The sequence below is a fragment of the Nocardiopsis changdeensis genome (assembly GCF_018316655.1).
GTDB lineage: Bacteria > Actinomycetota > Actinomycetes > Streptosporangiales > Streptosporangiaceae > Nocardiopsis > Nocardiopsis changdeensis.
This window is the reverse complement of record NZ_CP074133.1, coordinates 3,113,896-3,137,638: the sequence shown is the minus strand read 5'-3', so window position 1 is coordinate 3,137,638 and position 23,743 is coordinate 3,113,896. Positions and strand designations below refer to the sequence as shown.

The 23,743-nt window shown below is 75.3% G+C and carries 21 protein-coding genes and 1 riboswitch; of the genes, 13 read left to right on the top strand and 8 right to left on the bottom strand.

Going from position 1 to position 23,743, the window contains the following annotated elements; genetic code table 11:
• Positions 1-57 precede the first annotated feature (57 nt).
• Entirely contained in the window at positions 58-195 is a 138-nt protein-coding gene (locus KGD84_RS14050) for a hypothetical protein (RefSeq protein ID WP_255646530.1), read from the bottom strand.
• A 249-nt stretch (positions 196-444) separates the two neighbouring features.
• Here KGD84_RS14050 and KGD84_RS14045 point away from each other — a divergent pair, with 249 nt between their 5' ends.
• Positions 445-1,497, top strand: a complete 1,053-nt coding sequence (locus KGD84_RS14045) for a ferric reductase-like transmembrane domain-containing protein (protein WP_220560784.1) — start codon at positions 445-447, stop codon at positions 1,495-1,497.
• A 234-nt stretch (positions 1,498-1,731) separates the two neighbouring features.
• Here the strand turns inward: KGD84_RS14045 and KGD84_RS14040 are convergent, their stop codons facing one another.
• Positions 1,732-2,508, bottom strand: coding sequence for a hypothetical protein (locus tag KGD84_RS14040; RefSeq protein ID WP_220560782.1), 777 nt, complete (start codon positions 2,506-2,508; stop codon positions 1,732-1,734).
• Positions 2,480-3,721: a hypothetical protein gene (locus tag KGD84_RS14035; RefSeq protein ID WP_220560781.1), complete on the bottom strand. Its 1,242-nt coding sequence runs from the start codon at positions 3,719-3,721 to the stop codon at positions 2,480-2,482. Before KGD84_RS14035 ends, KGD84_RS14040 begins: the two co-directional genes overlap by 29 nt.
• A gap of 430 nt (positions 3,722-4,151) precedes the next feature.
• On the opposite strand from KGD84_RS14035, the gene KGD84_RS14030 reads away from it, so the two are divergent.
• From KGD84_RS14030 to KGD84_RS14010, 5 genes are all read left to right on the top strand, one after another.
• A complete protein-coding gene (locus KGD84_RS14030; protein WP_220560780.1) occupies positions 4,152-4,763 on the top strand; it encodes a TetR/AcrR family transcriptional regulator in 612 nt (203 codons plus the stop codon).
• A gap of 46 nt (positions 4,764-4,809) precedes the next feature.
• Positions 4,810-6,021, top strand: coding sequence for a cytochrome P450 (locus KGD84_RS14025; RefSeq protein WP_220560779.1), 1,212 nt, complete (start codon positions 4,810-4,812; stop codon positions 6,019-6,021).
• Positions 6,018-6,215, top strand: coding sequence for a ferredoxin (locus KGD84_RS14020; protein WP_220560778.1), 198 nt, complete (start codon positions 6,018-6,020; stop codon positions 6,213-6,215). Before KGD84_RS14025 ends, KGD84_RS14020 begins: the two co-directional genes overlap by 4 nt.
• A 203-nt stretch (positions 6,216-6,418) precedes the next feature.
• Positions 6,419-7,957 (top strand): alkaline phosphatase D family protein, encoded by a 1,539-nt coding sequence (locus tag KGD84_RS14015; RefSeq protein ID WP_220560777.1) that lies wholly within the window; start codon positions 6,419-6,421, stop codon positions 7,955-7,957.
• 169 nt (positions 7,958-8,126) lie between these two features.
• Positions 8,127-9,515: a dihydrolipoyl dehydrogenase family protein gene (locus KGD84_RS14010; RefSeq protein WP_220560776.1), complete on the top strand. Its 1,389-nt coding sequence runs from the start codon at positions 8,127-8,129 to the stop codon at positions 9,513-9,515.
• Between the two features lie 179 nt (positions 9,516-9,694).
• Here the strand turns inward: KGD84_RS14010 and KGD84_RS14005 are convergent, their stop codons facing one another.
• Positions 9,695-10,615, bottom strand: coding sequence for an ADP-ribosylglycohydrolase family protein (locus KGD84_RS14005; protein WP_220560774.1), 921 nt, complete (start codon positions 10,613-10,615; stop codon positions 9,695-9,697).
• Between the two features lie 544 nt (positions 10,616-11,159).
• Between KGD84_RS14005 and KGD84_RS14000 the strand changes: the two genes are divergently transcribed.
• Complete coding sequence (locus KGD84_RS14000; protein ID WP_220560773.1) at positions 11,160-11,543, top strand: hypothetical protein; 384 nt, start codon at positions 11,160-11,162, stop codon at positions 11,541-11,543.
• Positions 11,544-11,557: 14 nt separating this feature from the next.
• Here KGD84_RS14000 and KGD84_RS13995 read toward each other — a convergent pair whose 3' ends face one another.
• Entirely contained in the window at positions 11,558-12,709 is a 1,152-nt protein-coding gene (locus KGD84_RS13995; RefSeq protein WP_220560772.1) for an epoxide hydrolase family protein, read from the bottom strand.
• An 82-nt stretch (positions 12,710-12,791) separates the two neighbouring features.
• Here KGD84_RS13995 and KGD84_RS13990 point away from each other — a divergent pair, with 82 nt between their 5' ends.
• A complete protein-coding gene (locus KGD84_RS13990) occupies positions 12,792-13,754 on the top strand; it encodes a helix-turn-helix transcriptional regulator (RefSeq protein WP_220560771.1) in 963 nt (320 codons plus the stop codon).
• An 84-nt stretch (positions 13,755-13,838) separates the two neighbouring features.
• On the opposite strand, the gene KGD84_RS13985 is transcribed toward KGD84_RS13990, so the two are convergent.
• The 3 genes from KGD84_RS13985 to KGD84_RS13975 all read right to left on the bottom strand — a co-directional run bounded on the left by KGD84_RS13985 (position 13,839) and on the right by KGD84_RS13975 (position 15,915).
• Complete coding sequence (locus KGD84_RS13985; RefSeq protein WP_220560770.1) at positions 13,839-14,042, bottom strand: hypothetical protein; 204 nt, start codon at positions 14,040-14,042, stop codon at positions 13,839-13,841.
• 130 nt (positions 14,043-14,172) lie between these two features.
• A complete protein-coding gene (locus KGD84_RS13980) occupies positions 14,173-14,655 on the bottom strand; it encodes a hypothetical protein (RefSeq protein WP_220560769.1) in 483 nt (160 codons plus the stop codon).
• A gap of 180 nt (positions 14,656-14,835) precedes the next feature.
• The gene (locus KGD84_RS13975; RefSeq protein WP_220560768.1) at positions 14,836-15,915 is read right to left on the bottom strand and encodes an RNA ligase (ATP); all 1,080 of its coding nucleotides are present in this window, start codon (positions 15,913-15,915) and stop codon (positions 14,836-14,838) included.
• Positions 15,916-16,109: 194 nt separating this feature from the next.
• Positions 16,110-16,321, top strand: a riboswitch (cobalamin riboswitch).
• A gap of 57 nt (positions 16,322-16,378) precedes the next feature.
• Here KGD84_RS13975 and KGD84_RS13970 point away from each other — a divergent pair.
• Genes KGD84_RS13970 through cobF form a run of 5 tightly spaced genes read left to right on the top strand, consistent with a single transcriptional unit; the run spans position 16,379 to position 23,697 of the window.
• Positions 16,379-17,416, top strand: coding sequence for an ABC transporter substrate-binding protein (locus KGD84_RS13970; protein ID WP_220560767.1), 1,038 nt, complete (start codon positions 16,379-16,381; stop codon positions 17,414-17,416).
• The gene (locus KGD84_RS13965) at positions 17,413-18,429 is read left to right on the top strand and encodes a FecCD family ABC transporter permease (protein ID WP_220560765.1); all 1,017 of its coding nucleotides are present in this window, start codon (positions 17,413-17,415) and stop codon (positions 18,427-18,429) included. The genes KGD84_RS13970 and KGD84_RS13965 overlap by 4 nt, the downstream gene beginning before the upstream one ends.
• 17 nt (positions 18,430-18,446) lie before the next feature.
• On the top strand, positions 18,447-19,391 hold the full coding sequence (locus KGD84_RS13960) for an ABC transporter ATP-binding protein (protein ID WP_220565729.1): 945 nt from the start codon (positions 18,447-18,449) through the stop codon (positions 19,389-19,391).
• A complete protein-coding gene (gene cobN, locus KGD84_RS13955; RefSeq protein ID WP_220560764.1) occupies positions 19,388-22,978 on the top strand; it encodes a cobaltochelatase subunit CobN in 3,591 nt (1,196 codons plus the stop codon). Before KGD84_RS13960 ends, cobN begins: the two co-directional genes overlap by 4 nt.
• Positions 22,975-23,697: a precorrin-6A synthase (deacetylating) gene (gene cobF, locus KGD84_RS13950; protein WP_220560763.1), complete on the top strand. Its 723-nt coding sequence runs from the start codon at positions 22,975-22,977 to the stop codon at positions 23,695-23,697. Before cobN ends, cobF begins: the two co-directional genes overlap by 4 nt.
• Positions 23,698-23,743 lie beyond the last annotated feature (46 nt).

The following is a 23,743-nucleotide window of genomic DNA, read 5'->3' as shown; positions in this document are numbered from 1 at the left end:
ACGCGCCCGGGAGCGGCGGTCCCGGCGTCCGGCCGCGCCACGGGTGTCGACGGGTATTCAAGAACGGCGGCCCGAGAGCGCGTCGCGCATCCGGTCGATGAGCCCGGCTCCCGGGGCCAGGAGCCGGTCGGCGGGCGGGGTGTCCGGAGCACCGGGATGGGGGCGCGTGGGCGCCCACTCCTCGTCCCTGACCACCTCGTCCCCCACGTGCGGCCCGCGGGGCGCCGTGGGCGGGGCGGGCCGCGGGCGTCCGCGCGGAGGCGGACGCCCGGCCGGGCGGTGGGGCCGCGCTCCTACGGGGCGCCTCGGGGGAGAGGTGGACGTTCACCCGCTGGGCGCCGCACGGCGACCGCTGCGGCGGTCTTTCGCGCGCCCGTAGGGGTCTGGGCAACCGGCACGGAAGGTGTTCTGATGGTCACCCGCCGATCCGAACAAGGAACCCCCATGCCCTCGCCCTCCGCCCCCGGGCCGTCCCCGGCCGCCGCCGCGGCCCCCGCCCGCGTGGACGTCCGCACCCTGCGCACCGACCTGCGCCACCTCCTCCTGGACGTGTCGGTCGCCCTGGCGGTCACCGCCGCCGTCTTCGCCCTCCTGCGGCACCGCGTCGTCGAGGGGACCTCCCAGACCCTCGCCGTGATGCCCTACCTCGCCGACGCCGACCGCTACCTGCTCTACTGGCTGTGCCAGGCCTTCGGCTGGTCGGGGCTGCTGTGGGCGTGGATCACCGTCATGCTCGGGCTGCTGCGCGCGACCGCGCCGGGCCGGTGGACGGTGGTCTCGCACGCCCGGATCGAACGGTGGCACCGGGTCACGTCCATCACCACCATCGGGCTGATGTTCGCGCACGCCCTGGCCTTCTTCCTCGAACTCCTGCGGGAGAACGCCGACGGCCTGGGGACCGCCGCGCTGCTCTGGTCGGCGTTCGTGGACGTGTTCGTCCCGGGCGGGTACGACTCAGGCACCGGCCGTGTCGCGATCCTTCTCGGCCTCATCGCCCTCTACCTGGCGGTCCCGCTGGGGCTGTCGTTCTACGTGCGCTCCTGGACCGGAACCCGGCTGTGGCGGGTGCTCCACCGGTTCGTCATCGTGGTGTACGCCCTCAGCGTGTGGCACACCCTGCTGTACGGCACCAACGTGTGGTTCGACGGCTGGTTCCGCACCGCCGTGTGGGCGCTCCAGCTGCCCGTGGCCCTCCTGCTGCTGGCCCGCCTGCTGGCGCCGCTGCGCCGGGAGGAGCGGCTGGCGGTGAAGGACCTGCGCGGCCCCGGCCCCCTGCTCCGGCTCGCCGGACGGGTCGTCGCGGCCGCCGGAGTGGTGGTGCTCCTCCTGGTCACCGTCACCGGCCGCGACGGCGGACGGACGCCCGGGGCCGAGGGCGGCGACATGCTCGTCACGCAGCCGATGGTGTGGGGCGCCCTCGCGGTCCTGCTGACCGTCATGGGCGCGGTGGCCCTCGCCGTGCGGCGGGACCGCTCCGCCGTCGCCCCCGCCGGGTGAGGGCCCGGCCCGGTACCGGGGGCGGAGGCCGCCGGTGCCGGGCGGGCCGCGGGAGCCGTCCGGCCGCCGTGTCCGGGGCGCCCGCCGGGTGGCGGCGGACGGTGGACGCGGCCCCGCACGTGCCCGCAGCCGTCCCCCGGGGCGCGATCCGCCGCGGGCCGGTGCCTCCCGGTCGGGCCGATGCGGTCCCCCGGAGACCCGGATGCGGCCGGGGACCGGCCGGTCGCCCCGGGGTCACACGGGCGGCATCAGGTCGCTCTCGCTGACGGTGTACGTCAGCGGGGGGTAGGTGAAGTCCGTTTCGTTGTTCTCGCGGCGCCGCATCCGGTAGAACTCGACCCTCTGCTCCTCGTCCGCCGGCGTGAGGCGGACCCCCTGCGGGAGGTACGCGTGCCCGTCGCGGAAGCGGACGCGGGTCTTCGACGTCCGGAAGGTCACCCCCAGCCACTCGGCGTCCCCGTCCCCGGACCCGCCCGACGTGTCCAGCACGATCCTGTGCTTGAGGCGCCGGTTCGTCGCGACGGAGAAGGCGACGATCCCGTTGTGGGCGAGGGGGACCTCGAACCTCTCGGCGCCGCCCCCCTTCGACTCGAAGACCAGTTTCCTCAGCGGTCCCGCCCCGGGGTCCCGGTAGCAGGAGAGAACGGCGATGAACGACCCCTCGGCCAGGTCGAGGGCCTGGTCGGAGTGGGCGCCCATGGTCCTGTAGGCGTTCGTGTAGCTCTCGACGAGGGCGTTGTCGAAGCCGACGGGGACCGCCGCGCGTTCGCGGACCCGGCGCGCCAGCCGTTCGTGCACCTCCCGGAAGCGCTGCGCCGGGAGGCCGTACCGGGTGGTGGTGCGCACCAGGGGCACACCGCCCGCCTCGTCGACCCTGGCGAGAACGGCGCCCCGCCGGCCCTTCCCCAGGTCCTCCCAGCGGACCGACGCGGACAGTTCGGTGAAGAGGTCCTCCCCCGCCGGAAGTGCGCAGGAGACGACCTCATCCGAGATCGTGGATTCGGGGGGCAAGGTAGTCTCCCGTGTTCATACTGAAGCGGAACCGGTCGCCGTAGTCGACGAAGGACGAGGTCCTGTTCTCCTCGGCGTACAGCCTGCGCAGCTCGTCCATGCCCTCCGGGGTGGGCGGCTCCAGCGCCACCGGGCCGCCGGGCGCCTTGAGGAACGTGCGGCCGTCCCTGTGGACGGCCTCGGTGTCCGAACAGCGCACCACGTACCCCAGGCGGGTCGGGAGCAGGGCGGCGTCCAGGGACGAGGGCCGGATCTCGTGCGTGTACAGGCGGTTGGTGGACAGCGGCATGAAGAACACGGAGCCGGGATACAGGGTCAGCGTGAACTGCGGCGGGAGCGCGTCCCCGCCGTGTTCCGCGGCCGCCTCCTTGAGGCGGAAGCGGAGCCGCGTCAGTCCGCTGGTGGTCTTCACCCCGCGGTCGAAGGCGTCCCCGGCCAGGGGCCGCAGCCCGTCGAGCCCGTCGTAGAAGGTGCAGAAGGCCATGATCCCGTTGACGGGCATGTCCTTGGTCTTGTCGGCGTGGGAGGAGATCCCGGCCTTGGACTGCTTGCGCCCGGCCGTGGCGGCGGTGTTGTGGTAGATCTGCGCGAGGACGTGGTTGAGCGGCGCGTGGCCCCGGAAGACGGCGGCGGCCTCGCGGTTCAGGGCCCCGACGACGTCCGTGTCGGTCGGCCCGAAGTCCTCGGTCGGCCCCGACAGGTTCGTGGAGCACCGGAGCAGGCGGAAGTGCAGTTCGTCGCCGCTCCCGGTGACGGGTGTCAGGTAGATCCCGCTGCGGTGGGCCGTCCCCGGCTTGGTGGACTCCGTCAGGGACTGGAACGCGTGCTCCGCGCGGATCCGCCCGAAGTGGTCGGCGCCGGGGTCGAAGAAGCGGCGGTAGTACACGCCGGCGCCGTGCACGCGGACGGGGACCCGGCCGGGGCCGACGGTGGTCCAGGGCCCGTCGGCGTCCCCGCGGCGACCGGGCTCCGGGTCCCGGACGGCGAACACCCGGTCCGCCTCCCGCAGCCGGTCGGCGCCGGCGGCGGACACGTCGCCGTAGAGGTAGACGGTCTTGCGCGCGGGGTCGAACGCCCCGGAGGCGAGGTCCTCCGGCGTGACCACGGTCCCGAAGAAGTTCCCGGCCGGGTCGTCGTCCCGCGACGCGGCGGGGACGACCAGGACGTTGTCCGCGTCCTCGAGGCGGGCCTCCCCCGGCCCTGTCATGCGCATCAAACGGACCTGCCATTCGCTGATGTCGAGGGATCACTCGGAGCCGTGGACGTGAGAGCGGCCCGCGTCCTCATCCCTTCCGCGGAGGAACGCGGAGGGGAGGGGGCGGACCACGGGGGCCCGATGCTCTCACGGGGCCGAACAGAGGACAACGGATTATGCCATACCGGGGCACGGAGCCGATCGGCGTGGTTCCGGGGCTCCGACGCCGCGGATAGCGGATAGGCGAACGCGCGCGTCCACACGGGTCGCGCGGTGGCGTCCCTCCCGCGCAGGACGTGTCGCTCCGGCCCCGGGCGTCCGGGCCGTGCCGAGGACAGGACCACGGCGAGGTGCACGGGCGCGGACGACAGGGGCGCTCCCGGCCGCCGCCCGGGGTCGTCTTCCGGGGGCTTGAAACATTACACACCTGTATTGTAATTTTTCAGGTATGACACAGCAGTCCCCGGCCCGCCCCGGCCGGCCCCGGAGTTCACAGGTCGACGAGGACATCCTGGAGGCCGCGGCGGACCTGATGATCGAGGTCGGCCTCGACGGGGTCGGCATCGACCGGGTCGCCAAGCGCGCGGGGGTCTCCCGCCCGACCGTCTACCGGCGGTACAGCGACAGGACGGAGCTGCTCATCGCGGCGATCCACTGGGCCTTCCGGTACCAGCCGGAGGAGCTGCCCGAACCGAGCGGCGTCGAGGAGATGCTCCGGTGGTGGGCCCACGCGCTCGAGGCTCCCGAGAACGCCCGCATCCGCAAGCTGATGCTGCGCCTGATGCCGGCGGCCCGGGACCACCCCGAGTTCGCCGCGGCGTTCCGCAGGCTCAGCACCGAGCCCCGCAACGCGCTCATCCGCAGGGTCCTCGAACGCGAACGGGAACGCGGCCGCCTCCCCCGGGACACCGACCTGGAGATCATCCGGCAGATCCTCGCCGGAGCCGTCACGGTGCACCTGACCACGCACCCCGAGGGCACCACCGTGCGCCAGGCCGAGGAGTTCCTCCTCGCCGTGCTGGCGCACACGCGCTTCCGCCCCAACGGCCACGAGACCTGACGGCGGCGCCCCGCCGGCCACGAGCCCTTTCCGAAGGAGACCCGAGATGACCGCGACCGTACCCGGCGGGGCAGCCCCGCTGCCCACCGCCCGGCCCACGCCCTTCGACCCGCCCGCCGACCTGTCCCGGCTGCGCGCCGAGGAACCGGTCAGCCGCCTGTCCTACCCCGGCGGGCACACCGGCTGGCTGGTGACCGGCCACGCCCTGGTCCGGCAGGTCCTGGCCGACCCCCGGTTCAGCGCCCGCAACGAGCTCAGGCACAACCCCTCGCCCGGGGCGCCCCCCACTCCGCCCCCTCCGGCCCCGCGGGGGCTCTTCATCGGCCACGACGCGCCCGAGCACACCCGCTACCGGCGCCTGCTCACCGGGCGGTTCACCGTCCGCCGGATGCGCCGGCTCACCGAGCGCGTCGAGCAGATCACCGCCGAACACCTCGACTCCATGGAACGGCTCACCCCTCCGGTGGACCTGGGGGAGGTGTACGCCTCCCCGATCCCCGCACTGGTGATCGCCGAGCTCCTGGGGGTGCCCGACCACGCCGTGGGCCCGTTCCACCGAACGGTCGCGGCGGCCTCGCACGTGGACTCGACCCCCGAGGAGAAGTTCGCCGCCTACACCAGGACGCAGGACATCCTGCGGGAGCTGGTGGCCGACAAGCGCGCCGCGCCCACCGACGACCTCCTCGGCGACCTGGCCGCCGACAGCGACCTGGAGGACGACGAGCTCACCAACATCGCGTTCCTCCTGCTCGGCGCCGGGTTGGACACCACGGCCAACATGCTGGGCCTGGGCGTCCTCCTGCTGCTGGGCCACCCCGAGCAGCTCGCCGCCCTGCGCGAGGGGCCGGAGCGGAGCGCCCGCGTCGTCGAGGAGCTGCTGCGCTACCTGAGCATCGTCCCCTTCACCACGCGCACCGCCCTGGAGGACCTGGAACTGGGCGGGCGGCGGGTCCGCGCGGGCGAGACGGTCACCGTCTCCATCGCGGCGGCCAACCGCGACCCCGACGTCTTCGCCGCACCCGACTCCCTGGACCCGGACCGCCCGGCCGGCGGACACCTCGCCTTCGGCCACGGCATCCACCAGTGCCTGGGCCAGCAGCTCGCCCGCGTGGAGATGCAGGTCGCCTACCCGGCGCTGTTCGCCCGTTTCCCGGACCTGCGTCCGGCCGTGCCGGAGGAGGAGGTGCCCACCCGGGAGGACATGGCCATCTACGGCGTCCACCGGCTTCCCGTCACCTGGGGGAGGGGGAGGGCATGAGGGTCCGGGCGGACCGGGAGGTCTGCGTCGGAGCGGGGATGTGCGCGCTGACCGCGCCGGAGGTGTTCGACCAGGACGACGGGGACGGGCGGGTCGTGCTGCTTGCGCCGGTGCCGCCGCCCGGGCTGCGCGGCCGGGCGGCCGAGGCCGCCGGGCTCTGCCCCTCGGGCGCGATCACCGTCTCCGACACCTGAGGGGCGGCCGCGGCCGGGCCGGAAGGGGCCGCCGTGCCGCACGCCCGGGGACCGCGGCCTCTCGCCGCCCGGGGATCACGGCCCGCCGTCCGGGGCGGTCGCCCGGGGCCGTATTCGTCCGCGTGTCGGCTCTCGTTCAGGCGGGGGACGGAAGTTCCGGATAGAAACCGTGGGTGACCACTCCCCCACAACGAGGAGCCTCCATGGTACGCACCCACCTCTCGCGCCGGTCCGCCCTCCGCCTGGGCGCCGCGGGCACCGCGAGCGCGCTCCTGGCCGGAGGCGGGGCCGCGCCCGCTTTCGCCCAGGGCCGGAACCGCCCGGTGCTGACGCACGGCATCCAGCTCGGCGACCCCCGCGCCGACGGGGCCGTGGTCTGGACGCGGTCCGACCGCCCCGCGCGGATGGTGGTCGAGGTCGCCACCCGGCCCGACTTCCGCGACGCGCGCACGGTCCGCGGGCCGCGGCTCACCCCGGCCGCCGACGGCACGGGGCGGGTCCGCATCACCGGCCTCCCCCCGGGCCGGGAGGTGTACCTGCGGGTGCACGCCGAGAACGGGCGGTACTCCAGCGAGGTCCTCGAAGGCGGCTTCCGCACCGCCGGGGGCGGCGGAGGCGACACGATCCGCTTCGTGTTCTCCGGAGACGTCGCGGGCCAGGGCTGGGGCATCAACCCCGACATCGGCGGCATGCCGATCTTCGCCTCCATGGCCGACCGCGACCCGGACTTCTTCCTCCACCTGGGCGACGCGGTCTACGCCGACGGCCCGCTCCAGGAGAGCGTCGTGCTGCCCGACGGGCGCACGTGGCGCAACGTGGTCACCGAGGAGAAGGCGGCGGTCGCGCAGACGCTGGCCCAGTTCCGCGGCCAGTACGCCTACAACCTGCTCGACGGGGCGCTGCGCGACTTCGCCGCCCGGGTCCCGCAGATCGTGCAGTGGGACGACCACGAGGTCGTCAACAACTGGTACCCGGGCGAGATCCTGGACGACCCCCGCTACACCGAGACCGACGTCGACCTCCTGGCCCGGCGGGCCCACCGGGCCTTCCACGAGTGGATGCCCATCGTCCCGGCCGAGGCGGTGGACGGCAGGATCCACCGCAAGCTGTCCTACGGCCCCGACCTGGACGTCTTCGTCATCGACATGCGGCCCTACCGGGACCCCAACTCGGCGGGGACGGCCGCCTTCGAGCGCGTCCTCGGCGCCGCCCAGGCGCGCTGGCTGGTCGAGGAGGTCTCGGCGTCCACCGCGACCTGGAAGGTGATCGCCTCCGACATGCCGATCGGCGTGATCGTGCGCGACGGCGAGGGCATCGAGGCGGTGGCCAACGGCCTGCCCGGCGAACCGCGCGGGCGCGAGGCCGAACTCGACGGGGTGCTGCACGGCCTGCACCGCCGGGGCGCGCGGAACGTGGTGTGGGTGACGGCCGACGTCCACTACACCGCCGCGCACCACTACTCCCCCGACCGCGCGAGCAGCCGCGAGTTCACCCCGTTCTGGGAGTTCGTGTCCGGGCCGCTGCACGCCGGCGCGTTCGGGCCCAACGCGCTCGACCCCACCTTCGGGCCCGAGGTGGTGTTCCAGCACGCCCCGCCCGTGGCGAACACCTCGCCGCTCGACGGCTACCAGCACTTCGGCGAGATCGAGATCGACCGCGGGAGCAAGGAGCTCACCGTCTTCCTGCGGGACGCCAACGGGGACTCCCTCTGGACGCGGACCCTCACCCCCGAGGGCCGCTGACGCCGACCGGCCCCGGCCCCGGCCCTGGTCCAGGGCCGGGCCGGGGTGGGGCGGGGCCGGGACCGCCGCCGGCACGGAAGTCGGCCGAGCACCTCCCGGGTGGCGGCCCGGTGGTGAGAGGGTGGAGCGACCGGCGCACAGGACGACGGCGGACACGGACGGGGCGGGCATGGACGAGACCGAATTCGACGCGGTGGTGGTAGGGGCCGGACCCGGCGGCGAGGTCGCCGCCGGAAGACTCGCCGACGCCGGGCTGAGCGTCGCGATCGTGGAGGCCGACAAGGTCGGCGGGGAGTGCTCGTACTACGCCTGCATGCCGTCGAAGGCCCTGCTGCGCCCGGGCGAGCTGCTGATCGAGGCGCGCCGGGTGCCCGGGGCCGCGGCCGCGGTGACCGGGCCGGTGGACGTCGGCGCCGTGCTGCGCCGCCGCGACGAGATCATCGGCGGGCGCGGCGAGGACGGCGGACTGCGCGACGACGGCCAACTGCCGTGGCTGGAGGAGCACGGGATCACGCTGTTCCGCGGCCGGGGACGGCTGATCGGCGACCGGCGGGTGGCGGTCGGCGACACGGTGCTGCGGGCCCGGCGCGCGGTGATCCTGGCCGGGGGCACCCGGGCGGCGCTGCCGCCGATCGACGGGCTCGCCGACGCCCGGCCCTGGACCAACCGGGAGGCCACGACCGCCCGGGAGGTCCCGGGGTCGCTGGTCGTGATCGGCGGCGGGGTCGTGGGCACCGAGATGAGCCAGGCGTACCGGTCGCTGGGCGCCGCGGTGACCCTGGTGGCCGGGAACCGGGGGCTGCTGCCCCGCGAGGAGGCGTTCGTCGGTGAGCAGGTCGGCGCGTCCCTGGTGGAGCAGGGCGTGGACCTGCGCACGGGGCGGCGGGCGGTGTCCGTGCGCCGCGAGGGCGAGCGGGTGACCGTGGTCCTGGACGACGGCGCGGAGCTGCACGCCGACGAGGTGCTGGTGGCCGCCGGCCGGGTGCCCCAGAGCGCCGGGCTGGGGCTGGCGGAGGTCGGCGTCGAGACCGAGGGGTTCGTCAAGGTCGACGAACGGATGCGGGTGCCCGGCCTGGAGTGGCTCTACGTGATCGGCGACCTCAACGGGCGCGCCCTGTTCACGCACATGGCCAAGTACCAGGCGGCGGTCGCGGCCTCCGACGTCCTGGGCTCCGACATCGTGGTGGAGCACCTGGCGGACGGCCCCGGCGCGCCGCGGGTGGTCTTCACCGAGCCGCAGGTGGCCTCGGTGGGGCACACGGCGGCCAGCGCGCGGGAGGCGGGGCTGCGGGTGCGCGTGGTCGACGTGCCGACGGACGGGAACGCGGGCGGGGCGTTCACCGGCGCCACCCGGGGCACGGCCCGGTTCCTCGTCGACGAGGACGCGGAGGTGCTGGTGGGCGCCACCATCACGGGGACGGGCGTGGCCGACATGCTTCAGGCGGCGACGATCGCGATCGTCGGGGAGGTGCCGGTGCGCAGGCTGCGGCACGCGGTCCCGGCGTTCCCCACGCGCAGCGAGGTCTGGCTGCACCTGTTCGACGCCCTGGGCGTCTGACCTCCGCAGGCGCCCGGGCCCGGCCCCGGGCGCCTGCGAACCCCCGGGCCGGGCGCCGGTGGGCTGCCGATCTCCTTTCGGCCGATCGGTGAGAGGGAGCCGCACGGGCTCGCCCTGCTGGAAAGCGACCTGACCACGGAGCGGGAGTACCGCGTCCGCTGGAACTGAGCGCAGGCCCGTCAGGCGCCGGCGTCCTCGAGGGCGGCGGCCCAGGCCGGCAGGGGCTCGCGGCTCGCCCACCACGGCTCCGGCGCACCGGCCGCACCGGTGCGGGCCGCCACGACGCCCCCGGCGATCGCGCAGGTGGTGTCCCGGTCGCCCAGGCCCGCCACCGTCGTCCAGAGCGCCTCGGCCAGGTCGTCCGGATGGCCCGCGGCCGCCCAGAGCGCGAACGGCACGGTGTCCTGGGCCGACATGAGGGTGCCGTTGCCCAGCATCGCGGCCGCGTGCTCGGGCGCGGTACCCGGTGCCAGCCGGGCCGCCCGCTCCAGGCCCGAGCGCACCCGGGAGGGTTCGAGCCGTCCGGCGACCGCGCGGAGGAACCCCGCGCGGTCGGGCGCGGGGTCTTCGCGGTGGCGCGCCGCCAGGGCGGCGGCCAGGGCCACCGCGACCGCGCCGGCGACGGCCTCGGGGTGGGTGTGGGTCACCGTGGCGGACAGGGCCGCCTCCTCGGCGACGCGGTCGAGGTCGTCGGCGAAGTAGGCGCCCAGCGGGGCCACCCGCATGGCGGCGCCGTTGCCGTGGGAGCCCTCGCCGCCGAACTGCCCGGCGGCGGCCGGGCGCCACGGCTCCCCGTCGCCGATCCGGCGAAGCAGCCGGTTCATCGACGGACCGTAGCCGCGGCCCGGGTCGTACCGGGCGGCGAAGTCCGCGGCGAGGGCGTCCTGGTCGATCCGCCCGTACTCGATGAGCACGGCGAGCACGGAGAGCGCCATGGCGGTGTCGTCGGTCCAGGGCCAGACGGGCTCGGCCGGCCACCGCCGCCGGCCGACCGCCTGCTCCGCCTCGTCCGGCGGGAGGAAGTACCGGTCGCCGAAGGCGTCCCCGAGCGCGAGCCCGCCCAGGCTCCGCACGGCCCGCCCGATCCGCTGCTCCGGCATCCGCCGCCTCCGTCCGCCGTGTCGCCGCCCCCATCATGCCCGGTACCGCCGCGGCCGCGCCGCCCGGGCCGGGCGCCGGCCGCGGTGTTCGTCGCCGGCCACGCGGAACGGGACGTGCCCGCGCGCGCCGTGCTCGTGGAGGACCCGGCGGCGGTCGCGGGCCCGGGCGGGGCGGACGGGGAGTACGCCGAGACGGCGGTGGTGCGGTCGGCCGACAACGCGCGGGCGTTCGCCGAGCACGCTCTCCCCGGGCTGCGCTCCGCAGGAGTGCGCGGCCCCCCGACCGGAGGCCCGCCGCCCCCGCGCGGCGCGTCGGCGCGGGCAGGTCCCCGCCCACCGGCACGGCGCCGGGCGACTTCCGCCGAGTGCACGGCCCCCGGCGGTCCGGGGTGCCGCGGGCCGCGGAGGCGGTGTGCGCACGCCGCGGGCGCCCCCTTGGAACACCGGGGCCGCGGCGGCTACGCTACAGCCGCGCCCCGTCCGGGGCCGGTCGTCCCCGCGCGGCGCGCGGACGACGGCGTGCAGGGAACGGAAGGGGAACACGGTGAGCGAAGCCGTCCTGTCGGTGGGACTGCACCCGAGCACGGTCGACTTCGACCGGTACCCGGGTGTCACCGAGGAGATGCTGCGGGCCAGGATCGCCGAGGGCGACAGGGCCGTGCGCGACGCCGGGTTCGACGTCGTCACCTGCCAGGTCACCACCGACCCCGACGAGGCCGAGGCCGCGCTCCGCGCGTGCCTGGACGGCCGGCCCGTCCGCGTCGTGATGATCGGCGCGGGGCTGCGCATGGCCCCGGAGCACACGCTGCTGTTCGAGCGGGTGGTCAACCTGATCACCTCCCTCGTCCCGGGCGTGGTGTTCTGCTTCAACACCTCGCCGGACACCACGCTCGACGCGCTGCGCCGGTGGGTGCGGCCCGACCGCTGACCCGCGGCCGGGGTTCAGGGGGTGCGGAGCGCGGCGAAGAAGGCGCGGATGTCGGCGGCGAGGACGTCGGGCACCTCCAGGGCGGCGAAGTGGCCGCCCCTGTCGAACCGGTTCCAGTGCACGATGGCGGAGTTGTCGCGCTCGGCGAGGACCCGGATGGTCTGGAAGTCGTCGGCGAAGACCGCGACGCCCGTGGGCGCCCTGTTCACCCGCGGCTCGTCCTGGGCCCGCGCGTTCTCGAAGTAGGAGCGGCCCATCCCGGAGGCGGCGTTGGCGAACCAGTTCACGCTCACCTCCAGGAGGATCTTCTCCAGCGGCACCAGCGAGGTGCCGTTGCCGAAGGAGTTGAACAGCTCGCTGTAGGCGAGCAGGCCCACCGGCGAGTCGCTGAGGCCGACCGCGACGGTCTGCGGTCGCGAGGCGTTCATCGTGTTGTAGCCGCCCACCGACTGGAACCACCGCATGTGCTCCAGGCCGGCGTGGTCCCGCGGCTCCATGCGCTCGAACTCGGCGGGGTCGCCCGAGGGGAACGAGAAGAGCTGCAGCACGTGCAGGCCGAGGAACCCGTCGGGCTCCAGCAGTCCGAGCTCCCGGGCGACCATCGCGCCGTTGTCGGAGCCGTGCACGCCGTAGCCCTCGTAGCCGAGCCGGCGCATCAGGGTGTCGTAGGCGGCGGCGACGCGGGCGGTGGTCCACCCCCCGGAGGCGAGCGGCTGGGAGAAGCCGTAGCCGGGCGCGTCCGGGATGACCAGGTGGAAGGCGTCCTCGGCGCGGCCGCCGTGGGCGACCGGGTCGGTGAGGGCGTCGATGAGGTCGAGGTAGTCGACCGAGGAGCCGGGGTAGGTGTGCGCGAGCAGCAGGGGCGTGGCGCCGGCGTGCGGCGAGCGGACGTGGACGAAGTGGATGTCCTGGCCGTCGATACCGGTGGTGAAGTGCGGGACGGCGTTGACGCGCGCCTCGGCGGCGCGCCAGTCGAAGTCCCGCCAGGCGTCGACGGCCTCGCGCAGGTAGGCGTTGGGGGTTCCAGCCTCCCAGTCGTCGGTCGGGGAGGGCTGGGGCAGCCGGGTGCGGGCGAGCCGCTCGTGCAGGTCGGCGAGTTCGGCGTCGGTGACCGCGACGGTGAAGGGGCGGATGTCGGTGGCGGCGGAAGCGCTGGTGTTCTCCATGTCTCCGACGCTACGGTCCTATCAGGAACGTTCCGTTCCTCATTGAGCACACGGCCTGCGAAAGAATCCCCGGGGGTGCCGGATGTCCGACACGGCGGCCAGGCTCCTGGCCCTGTTGTCCCTGTTGCAGTCGCGGCCCGACCTGTCCGGCCCCGAACTCGCCGAGCGGCTGGGGGTCAGCGGCCGCACCGTCCGCAAGGACGTCGACCGGCTGCGCGGTCTCGGCTACCCGGTGGAGGCGTCCCGCGGCCCGGCGGGCGGGTACCGGCTCGGACCGGGTGGCCGGATGCCCCCGCTGCTGCTCGACGACGAGGAGGCGGTCGCCGTGGCCGTCGGCCTCCGTGCGGCGGCGGGCGTCTCGGGGGTCGCCGAGTCGGGCGGCCGGGCGCTCGCCAAACTCGAACAGGTGCTGCCGTCGCGGCTGCGCCCGACGGTCGACGCGCTGCACGGGGCGATCGAGCACGCCCCGGAGAACACCGCCACCGACGCGCCCGACCCGGAGGTCGACCCGGGGGTGCTGCGGGCGGTGGCGCGCGCCGTCCGCGACGGCGAGTGGCTGCGGTTCGACTACGGGGGCGACCCCCGGCTGGTGGAGCCGTACCGGCTGCTGGCCTGGCAGCGCCGCTGGCACCTGGTCGCCCGCGACCCGCGCGACGGGGTGTGGTCGACCTACCGGGTCGACCGGATGGAGCCGCGGACGCCGACCGGGCGGCGCTTCGACCCGGTGCCGCCTCCCGGCGGCGACCACACGGCGTTCGCGATGCGGACGATCGCTTCGCAGGGGTGGAAGGTGCACGCGCGGCTGCGGGTCCACGCGCCGGCGGAGCGGGTGCTGGAGCGCATCAACCCGGCGGTGGGGGTGGTCGAACCGGTGGACGGGGGGACCTCGGTGCTGGTCACCGGCGCCGACAGCCTGGACACGGTCGCCGTGTACGCGGGCATGCTCGGCATGGACTTCACCGTGGAGTCCCCCGCCGAGCTGGTGCCGCTGCTGCGCGCGCTGTCCGAGCGCTACGCCCGGGCGGTCGCGGGCTCCTCGGGGTGAGGGTGTCCCCGAAGTGAGAGCGGGGGCCGGCCGCGCCCGGTCCGGGCCCGTCCCGGTGCGGCGCACCGGGACGGACACCGCGGGTCAGTCGTCGGACGTGATGCACTGGCTGAGCAGGTTGAGGTCCAGGTTGATGAGGCCGAGAGCGTTCTGCTCGTCGATGCACTCGTCGTAGGACTTCTGCCCGCCGGCGGCCGTGGCCGGAGCGGCGTTGGCCACCCCCGCACCCGCGCCGAGCAGGCCGGCGGCGAACAGACCCGTGAGGGCCAACTTGAGAGCGGTACGCATGAAATCCCCCCGTTGCTCTGATCAGATGATCATTCGGGCACAACGCCCACCAGGGGGAATAACCCTTTGATCATGGATTGAAACGCTCCGCGTTCACATCGGTCACTCCAGTAGGCCGCCGCGCGGGGTCTCAACCGCTGTCCCGACGGCGGTCCGCGGGGGCCGGGTCGAAACGCAATCCGTTCTCGTCGAGGGCGTTCAGGACGGTCAGGTCTCCCCCGTCGAACCGGAAGCGGACGTTGACGCACCCCTTGCGTTCGAGGAGGTCGACCCCCCGCAGCTCCCGGCCGCGCAGCCCGTTCGGAGCGGGGTGGGCGTCGGGGCGCCAGCACAGCGTGAACCCCGGCCACCGGACCGGGGCCGCGGGGTCGACGGTGTTCCAGGTGATGGAGAGGTCGTCCAACCGGGCGTGGTTGATCTCCACCTGTTCGCCCTCGAAGTCGAGGAGCACGGGGCAGTCGGCGAACCACTCGTCGCCTTCGACGTCCCAGACCAGCCAGGTGCGGGTCAGCCGCCGGCCGGCGAGCGCCCGCAGCCGGTCGCCGTAGGCGCCGACCGCGGCGGCGCCGATGATCCACCGGGGGCGGTAGCCCCCGATCCCGAAGTCGAACACGCGGGAACCTCCTCAAGGATCACGGGCCCTCGGACCGGCGGGGCGCGGACGTCTCCTCCGAACCCCGGAGCCCCGCCGGGCGCCCCGCCGCCCCCATGGCACAGGAGAACACCCGGCGAACAGGCCCCGGGCCGCGGCGGGCGCGTGCCGCCGGGGCGGGGCGCCCCGGCGGCACGGCGGTCACTCGTACTCGGTGCCGCCCTTGCGCGTGAGGTAGGCGTCGGAGACGAACTTGGCGATCGCGCGGCCCGCCAGGACCGGCGAGTAGCGCTCGCGGGAGGGCCGGACCACCACGCCCTCGCGCAGGTGGGCGGCGCGGCCGCTCCAGGTCTCGTCGCCCTGGGCCGCCTCGAACAGCGCGGCCTCGTCGTAGGGGCCGTTGTAGAGCTCGGGCACCGCGGGCAGGCCGACCTCGGCGAGCAGGCCCGGCAGGTCGGCGGCGTCGACCCAGGACACGGTGCCGTCGACGTCCAGGCGCACGTCGAAGACCGCGTACCCCGGCCGCTCGCTGCGCCCGTGCTCGCCGTAGCCCAGGTCCTGCACGCCGGCGCCGAACACCTCGCCGAACACGCCCACCCGGGCCGCGCCGAACTTCTCGGCGATCCGGCGGGCCGCCTCGGGCACCCCGTGGGTCCGCACCGAGCGCCAGTACAGGTTGTCCTCGGCGAAGGCCAGCGCGAAGTTGCGCGACCCGTGCCCCTTGGAGGAGACGAACTCCTCGCCCGTCTCCGCGACCAGCGTGAACAGGCAGGCGGTGCCGTGGATCTTCTCCGTGGCCACCACCGGCTCGCCGGGGGTGAAGACGTCCGGGTAGCGCTTGGCGTTCTCCACCTCGATCCAGCGCAGCAGGTCCGGGGCGGCGACGACCTCCCCGCTCATGTGCACCGGGATCTCGGGCACCCACTTGGTGACGCCGAGCTCCGCGGCGAAGTCCGCGCCCTCCTCGTGGGCCGCCGCCAGGTCCCGGTCGGCCAGCGCCCGCGGGCTGCAGACGACGCCCTGGGAGATCTCGCCGCGCAGCCGGATCGCCTTGACCCGGTTGCGCCGGGAGCCCGCGAGCTTGCCGGTCAGGCCGAGCTCGTCGATGAGGCCGTCGGGCAGCAGGGCGTTCTCGGGGATGTAGACGGCCCAGTCACCGGTGCGGTAGGCGCCCTTGGCCACGACCGCGCGGAACAGGCCGACCTGGGCCAGTTCGAGCGCGTCGGCGTTGGGGTGGGGGTGGACGGTGAGCCTCTCCGCGGTGACCCGGAGGGTGGACATGGGGGTTCCTTTCCTGGTGAGGGGGCGCAGGGTCGTGCCGGGGCAGGGCAGGGGCCCGGGGGCGCGGGCGGCGGCGCCGGATCCCCGGCGTCCCGGCGCCGGGCTCCCGGGGGTCCCGCCACTATGGCCGAGGCGCCGTCCGGGCGACAACGCCTTTTCCCGCCGGGACCGGCCGCGTACGCCCGGGGCGGCGTTGGTATCCTGCCCGGGCCAGTCGTACCACTCCGGTGGTCAGGGAATCCGGTGCGAATCCGGAACTGACGCGCAGCGGTGAGGGGGACGGGCGGGGTACTACGCCACTGGGGCGGGACCGTGCGGGCCGGGAACGGCGGTGCGGACCGGCCTGGGAAGGCACTCCGTCCGGGTGAGCCCGAGTCCGAAGACCTGCTGGCCCCGCGCGCCGACACCGCGCGGGCGACCCATGCCAGGCTCCGCGTCCGAGCCCCGACATGCAAGGCATCCCATGCACCGCCGTATGCCCCTCGCGGGCCCCCTGCTGCTCGTCCCCGTCCTACTGCTCACCGCCTGCTCCCCCGGCCCGGGGGACGGGCGGGCCGCGGCCGGCTCCGCCCCGGCCGGCGGGGCGTCCCTCGACAACTGCGGGCACGAGGTGCCCGTCGGCGCTCCCCCCGAGCGGGTGGTCTCCCTCAACCAGGGCACCACCGAGATCCTGTACTCCCTGGGGCTCCAGGACCGCGTGGTCGGCACCGCGACCTGGACCGACCCAATCATGGAGGGCCTGGAGGAGGCCGACGAGGGCGTCCCGCGCCTGGCGGAGAACAACCCCTCGTTCGAGCGCGTCCTGGAGGCCGAGCCCGACTTCGTCACGGCGTCCTTCGAGTCCACCCTGGGCACCGGCGGCGTCGCCACCCGGGAGCAGTTCGAGGAGCTGGGCGTGGGCACCTACGTCTCCCCCTCGGACTGCGCCGCGGGCAAGGACAACGACAGCGGCGGCGACGGGTCGCGCAGCGAACCGCTGACCCTGGACGTCGTCTACGGGGAGATCGGCGACCTGGCCCGGGTCTTCGGGGTCCCCGAGCGCGGCGAGGAGCTCGTCGCCGGCCTGGAGGGCCGGGTGGAGGCCGCCACCGCGGACCTGGACGCCTCCGGGGTGTCCCTCATGTACTGGTTCGCGAACTCCGAGTCCCCCTACCTGGCCGGGTGCTGCGGGGCCCCGGGCGCCATCACCCGGGCGGTCGGCGCAGAGAACGCCTTCGACGACACCCACGACGAGTGGCCCCAGATCAACTGGGAGACCGTCGCCGACCGCGACCCGGACGTCATCGTGCTGGGCGACCTGACCCGCGAGTCGCAGACCGCCGAGACCGCCGCCGCCAAGATCGACTTCCTGGAGGGGCACCCCGCCACGCGGAACCTCACCGCGGTGCGCGAGGAGCGCTACATCCTGCTGAGCGGCCAGGCCATGAACCCGTCGATCCGCACCGTCGAGGGTGTGGAGCAGGTCGCCGCCGGACTGCGGGAACTCGGGCTCGCGCAGTGAGGGGCGCGCGCCTCGCGCTGCTCGTCCCGCTGGGCCTGTCGGCGGTGGCCGTGTCGGTCGCCGCGGCGGTGACCGTCGGCCCGGCCGACATCACCGTGGCCGAGGTCGGGCGCTCCGTGCTCGCCCGGCTCGGCCACGGACAGAGCCCCCTGTCGGTGCTGCGCGACGGCATCGTGTGGAACCTGCGCATGCCCCGCGCCCTGCTGGCCGCGGTGTGCGGGGCCGGGCTGGCGCTGTGCGGGGCGGTCATGCAGTCGCTGCTGCGTAACCCCCTGGCGGACCCCTTCGTGCTGGGGGTGTCCTCCGGCGCCTCCACCGGGGCCGTGCTCGTGATCGTCCTGGGCTGGGGAGCCGGAGCGGTGTCGCTGTCGGCGGGGGCCTTCGCCGGGGCGGTGCTGTCCTTCGGGACGGTGGTGCTGCTGTCCCACACCCTCGGCGGCGGCATGGACCGCGTCGTCCTGTCCGGGGTCGCGGCGATGCAGCTCTTCTCGGCCCTGACCTCGTTCGTGGTGCTGACCTCGGCGGACGCCGAGACCACGCGCGGGGTGCTGTTCTGGCTGCTGGGCTCGCTCTCCGGCGCGGGGTGGTCCGACGTGGCCCTGTGCTCGCTGGTGCTGGCCGCCGTGCTGGCGGTCTGCCTGGCCAACACCGGCACCCTGGACGCCTTCGCCTTCGGGGAGGAGGCCGCCGCGCATCTGGGCGTGCGGGTGGCCCGGGCCCGCCTGGTACTGCTGACCGTCACCGCGCTGCTCACGGCCGCGCTGGTCAGCGCCGCCGGGGCGATCGGGTTCGTGGGGCTGGTCCTCCCGCACGTCACCCGGCTGCTCACCGGGGCCGGCCACGCCCGGCTGCTGCCGGTGGCCGCGCTGACCGGCGCCGTCTTCCTGGTGTGGGTGGACACGGCGGCGCGCACGCTGCTGGACCCGCAGGAGATCCCGGTGGGCGTGGTGACCTCGCTCATCGGCGTGCCGGCGTTCGTCGCCGTGCTGTACCGGACGAGGAGGGCGCTGTGACCGATCGCGGGACCACCCTGGCGGGAGCGCCCCCAAAGGCCGCGCCCCCGGAACGGGAGCGCGGGCTGCGGGCCGAGCGGGTGAGCCGCCCGGCGGGAGGGCGCCTGGTCGTGGACGGGGTCAGCCTGGCCCCGCGCCCCGGCGAGACGGTCGGGCTGCTGGGGCCGAACGGCTCGGGCAAGTCCACCCTGCTGCGGCTGCTGTCCGGTGTCCTGGCGCCCTCCTCCGGGGTCGTCGTCCTGGACGGCCGCCCGCTCGCCCGGACGCCCCGCAGGGCGGCGGCGCGGCGGGTGGCGGTCGTGGAGCAGCACGCGGAGGCGCGGACCGAGCTGACGGTCCGCGACGTGGTGGCGCTGGGGCGCATCCCCCACCGGCGCGCCTGGACGCCCGCGTCGGCCGCCGACGCCGCGGCGGTGGCGGCCGCGCTGGAGGCCACCGGGCTCGCCGGCCTGGCCGACCGGTCCTGGCAGACGCTGTCGGGCGGCGAGCGCCAGCGCGCCCAGATCGCCCGCGCCCTGGCCCAGGAGCCCGGGGAGCTGCTGCTGGACGAGCCGACCAACCACCTCGACATCCAGTACCAGCTGGACCTGATGGAGCTGGTCGTCGGCCTTCCGGTGACCACCGTGATCGCCATGCACGACCTGAACCTGGCCGCGATGTACTGCGACCGGCTGCTCGTGCTGCGCGGCGGCCGGGCGGTCGCCGGGGGGACGCCCGGCGAGGTGCTCACCCCCGCCCTCATCGGGGAGGTGTACGGGGTGCGCGCCGAGGTCGACGAGGGGCCCGGCCACCCGGTGGTCCGGTTCCTGCGCCGGACCCCGGCCCCTCCCCGGTCTCCGGACGGCCCCCTGCCCCCGGGCGGCCCCCGGGACGCCGCCCCGCCCGAACGCCCTCCTTCCGCGAACACCGACGGTCCCGACGAACCACAGCCCACGACCCCCTGGGGAGGTATCCGGCCATGACGGTACGGATCGCACTGCTGTCCACCTCTGACACCGACCTGCTCTCCGCGCGGGGGAGCGGCGCCGCCTACACGTGGGCGAACCCGTCCCGCGCCTCCGACGACGAGCTCGCCGCGGCCGTGGAGGGCGCCGGCCTGGTCGTGGTGCGGCTGCTGGGCTCGCCGCACGACCTGTGGCCGGGGCTGGCCGCCGTCCGGGAGCGGGGCGTCCCGCTGGTCGTGCTCGGCGGCGAGCAGCAGCCCAGCGCGGAGCTGATGGAGCACTCCACCGTGCCGATCGGGGTGGCCACCGACGCGCACCGCTACCTCGCCCAGGGCGGGCCCGCCAACCTGGCCCGGCTGCACGCCTTCCTGTCGGACACCGTCCTGCTGACCGGCGAGGGGTTCGAGCCTCCCCTGGAGATCCCGGTGTGGGGCTTCGCCGAGCGCGACCTCCCCGCCAGCCCCGACCTGCCCCGGATCGGCATCCTGTACTACCGGGCCCACGAGGCGGGCGGCAACACGGCGTTCGCGCACGACCTGGCCGACGCGGTGGACGCCACCGGCCGGGCGGTGGGCGTGCCGGTGTTCGCCGGGTCGCTGCGCTCGGCGCCCGACGACCTGTACGAGGCGCTGGGCGCGTTCGACGCGCTGGTGGTGACCGTCCTGGCCGCGGGCGGCAGCACCCCCGCCACGGCGGGCGCCGGCGGGGACGACGAGGCCTGGGACGTGGAGCGCATGGCCGCCCTGGACGTCCCGGTCCTCCAGGGGCTGTGCCTGACGAGCCCGCGCGCCGCCTGGGAGGCGTCCGACGACGGCGTCACACCGCTGGACTCGGCGAGCCAGATCGCCATCCCCGAGTTCGACGGCCGCATCATCACCGTGCCGTTCTCCTTCAAGGAGATCGACCGGGACGGCCTGCCCCGCTACGTCGCCGACCCCGAGCGCTGCGCCCGCCTGGCCGGGATCGCGGTGGCGCACGCGCGGCTGCGGCACGTGCCGCCCGCCGAGAAGCGGATCGCGGTGGTGCTGTCGGCCTACCCCACCAAGCACGCGCGGATCGGCAACGCGGTCGGCCTGGACACGCCCCGGTCCCTGGTCCGCCTGCTGCGGCGGCTGCGCGAGGAGGGCTACGACCTCGGCGGGCCCGGGGACCTGCCCAGCCTGGACCTGCCCGACGAGGTGCGGGCGGGCGACGCGCTCGTCCACGCCCTGATCGCCGCGGGCGGCCAGGACGAGGAGTGGCTGACCTCCGGCCAGCTCACCGACGCCCACGTGCGCATCACCGCCCGCGAGTACGCCGAGTGGACCCGGGACCTGCCCGCCGAGCTGCGGGAGGCGGTGGCCGGGGCCTGGGGGCCCGCCCCGGGGAACCTCTACGTCAACGACGACGGCGAGATCGTGCTCGCCGCCCTGCGCGCGGGCAACGTCGTCGTCCTGGTGCAGCCGCCGCGCGGGTTCGGAGAGAACCCCATCGCGATCTACCACGACCCGGAACTGCCGCCCAGCCACCACTACCTGGCCGCCTACCGGTGGCTGGAGCACGGGTTCGGCGCCCACGCGGTCGTCCACCTGGGCAAGCACGGCTCGCTGGAGTGGCTGCCGGGCAAGAACGCCGCCCTGTCCGCGGCCTGCGCCACCGACGCGGCCCTGGGCGACCTGCCGCTGGTCTACCCGTTCCTGGTCAACGACCCGGGCGAGGGGGCCCAGGCCAAGCGGCGCGCCCACGCCACGGTCGTGGACCACCTGATCCCGCCGATGGCGCGCGCGGAGACCTACGGCGACATCGCCCGCCTGGAGCAGCTGCTGGACGAGCACGCCAACATCGCCGCCATGGACCCGGCGAAGCTGCCCGCGGTCCGCGGCGAGATCTGGGCGCTGATGCGGGCCGCGGAGATGCACCGCGACCTGGGCCTGGCCGATCGCCCCGGCGACGAGGAGTTCGACGACTTCCTGCTGCACGTCGACGGCTGGCTGTGCGAGATCAAGGACACCCGGATCCGCGACGGCCTCCACGTGCTGGGCGCCGCCCCCGAGGGCGCGACACGGGTGGACCTGGTCCTGTCCGTGCTGCGCGCGGCCCAGGTGTGGGGCGGGGTGGGCGGGGCCGTGCCGGGGCTGCGCGCGGCGCTGGGCCTGAAGGAGGGCGCGCCGACCGCCGAGGTCGACGCGGTGGAGGCGGCCGCCCGCGCCCTGGTGGAGCGCATGGAGGCCGCGGGCTGGGACCCGGCCGCGGTGCCGGGCCTGCACGACGACGACCGGGTGCGCGCCGTGCTGGAGTTCGCCGCCGCGCAGGTCGTCCCGCGCCTGGCCCGCACCACCGACGAGATGGACCACGTCCTGCACGCCCTGGCGGGCGGGTTCGTCCCGGCGGGGCCGTCCGGGTCGCCCCTGCGGGGCCTGGTCAACGTCCTGCCGACCGGGCGCAACTTCTACACCGTGGACCCCCGCGCGGTGCCGTCGCGGCTCGCCTGGCAGACCGGCCAGGCCATGGCCGAGTCGCTGCTGCGCCGCCACCTGGAGGAGACGGGGACCTACCCGGAGTCGGTGGGCCTGTCGGTGTGGGGCACCTCGGCGATGCGCACGTCCGGCGACGACGTGGCCGAGGTTCTGGCCCTGCTGGGGGTGCGGCCCGAGTGGGACGAGGCGTCACGCCGGGTCGCGCGGCTGGACGTGGTGCCCGCGGAGGAGCTGGGGCGGCCGCGGATCGACGTCACGGTGCGCATCTCCGGCTTCTTCCGGGACGCCTTCCCGCACGTGGTCGCCATGATGGACGACGCCGTGGCGCTGGTGGCCGGGCTCGACGAGCCGGCCGAGCTCAACTTCGTGCGCGCGCACGCCCTGGCCGACCTGGAGTCGCACGGGGACCTGCGGCGGGCCACCACCCGGATCTTCGGCTCCGCGCCCGGGTCCTACGGGGCGGGCATCCTCCAGGTGGTGGAGTCGGGCAACTGGCGCGACGACCGCGACCTGGCCGAGGTGTACACCGCCTGGGGCGGTTTCGCCTACGGCCGCGGGCTCGACGGGGTCCCGGCCGCCGACGACATGCGCGCCAACTACCGGCGGATCAAGGTGGCGGCCAAGAACGTCGACAGCGCCGAGCACGACATCGCCGACTCCGACGACTACTTCCAGTACCACGGCGGCATGATCGCCACCGTGCGCGCGCTCACCGGCTCCGACCCCCGGGCGTACGTGGGCGACTCCACCTCGCCCGACGCGGTGCGCACCCGCACGCTGTCGGAGGAGACGGCCCGCGTGTTCCGGGCCCGGGTGGTGAACCCCCGCTGGATCGCCGCGATGCGGGGGCACGGCTACAAGGGCGCGTTCGAGCTGGCCGCCACGGTCGACTACCTCTTCGGGTTCGACGCCACGGCCGGGGTCGTCCACGACTGGATGTACGAGCGGCTCGCGGCGGAGTACGTGCTCGACGGGACCACGCAGGAGTTCCTGCGCGCGTCCAACCCGTGGGCGCTGCACGGCATCGTGGAGCGGTTGCACGAGGCGGCGCGGCGCGGCCTGTGGGCGGAGCCGGACCCCGCGACCCTCCAGGCGCTGACCGAGGTGTACCTGGAGGTCGAGGGCGACCTGGAGGAGCGGGCCGAGTGAGGGTGCGGATCCTGGGGATCGGTACGGGTCCCCGCCAGCTCACCGGGGAGGCGGCCGACGCCCTGCGGGGGTGCGACTACGCGGTCGCCGCCCGCAAGGGCGACGACGACGGGCTGCTGGCGCTGCGGCGGGCGGTCTGCGCGGCGTACGGCGTCCCGCTGGTGGAGGTGCCCGACCCCGTGCGGGACCGCGGCTCCGGGGACTACAAGGGGGCCGTGGCCGCCTGGCACGAGGCCCGGGTGCGCGCCTACGAGCGGGTGCTGGGCGAGCGCGGCGGGACGGCGGCGTTCCTGGTCTGGGGGGACCCCTCCCTGTACGACTCGACGCTGCGGATCGTGGAGGCCGTGGCCGCGCGGGGCGCCGTGCCGGTGGAGTACGACGTGCTGCCGGGGATCAGCGCCCCGCAGCTGCTCGCCGCGCGGCACCGGATCGTGCTGCACGGGGTGGGCGACCCGGTCCACGTCACCCCGGCCCGCCGCCTGGGGGAGGCGGTGGCCGCGGGCCACCGCGACATCGTCGTCATGCTGTCCGGGCGGCACGGGTTCGACGGCCTGGCGGACTGGTCCGTGTGGTGGGGTGCCAACCTGGGCACCGAGACCGAGGAACTGGTCGCGGGACGGGTCGGCGACGTGCTGCCCGAGATCGAGGAGGCCCGGCTGCGGGCCCGGGGGAAGGCGGGATGGGTCATGGACACCGCGCTGCTGCGGAGGCCGCGATGAGCACCGGGCCGAAGGCCACCGCTGAGGGCGGAAGTCCGGGACGGCG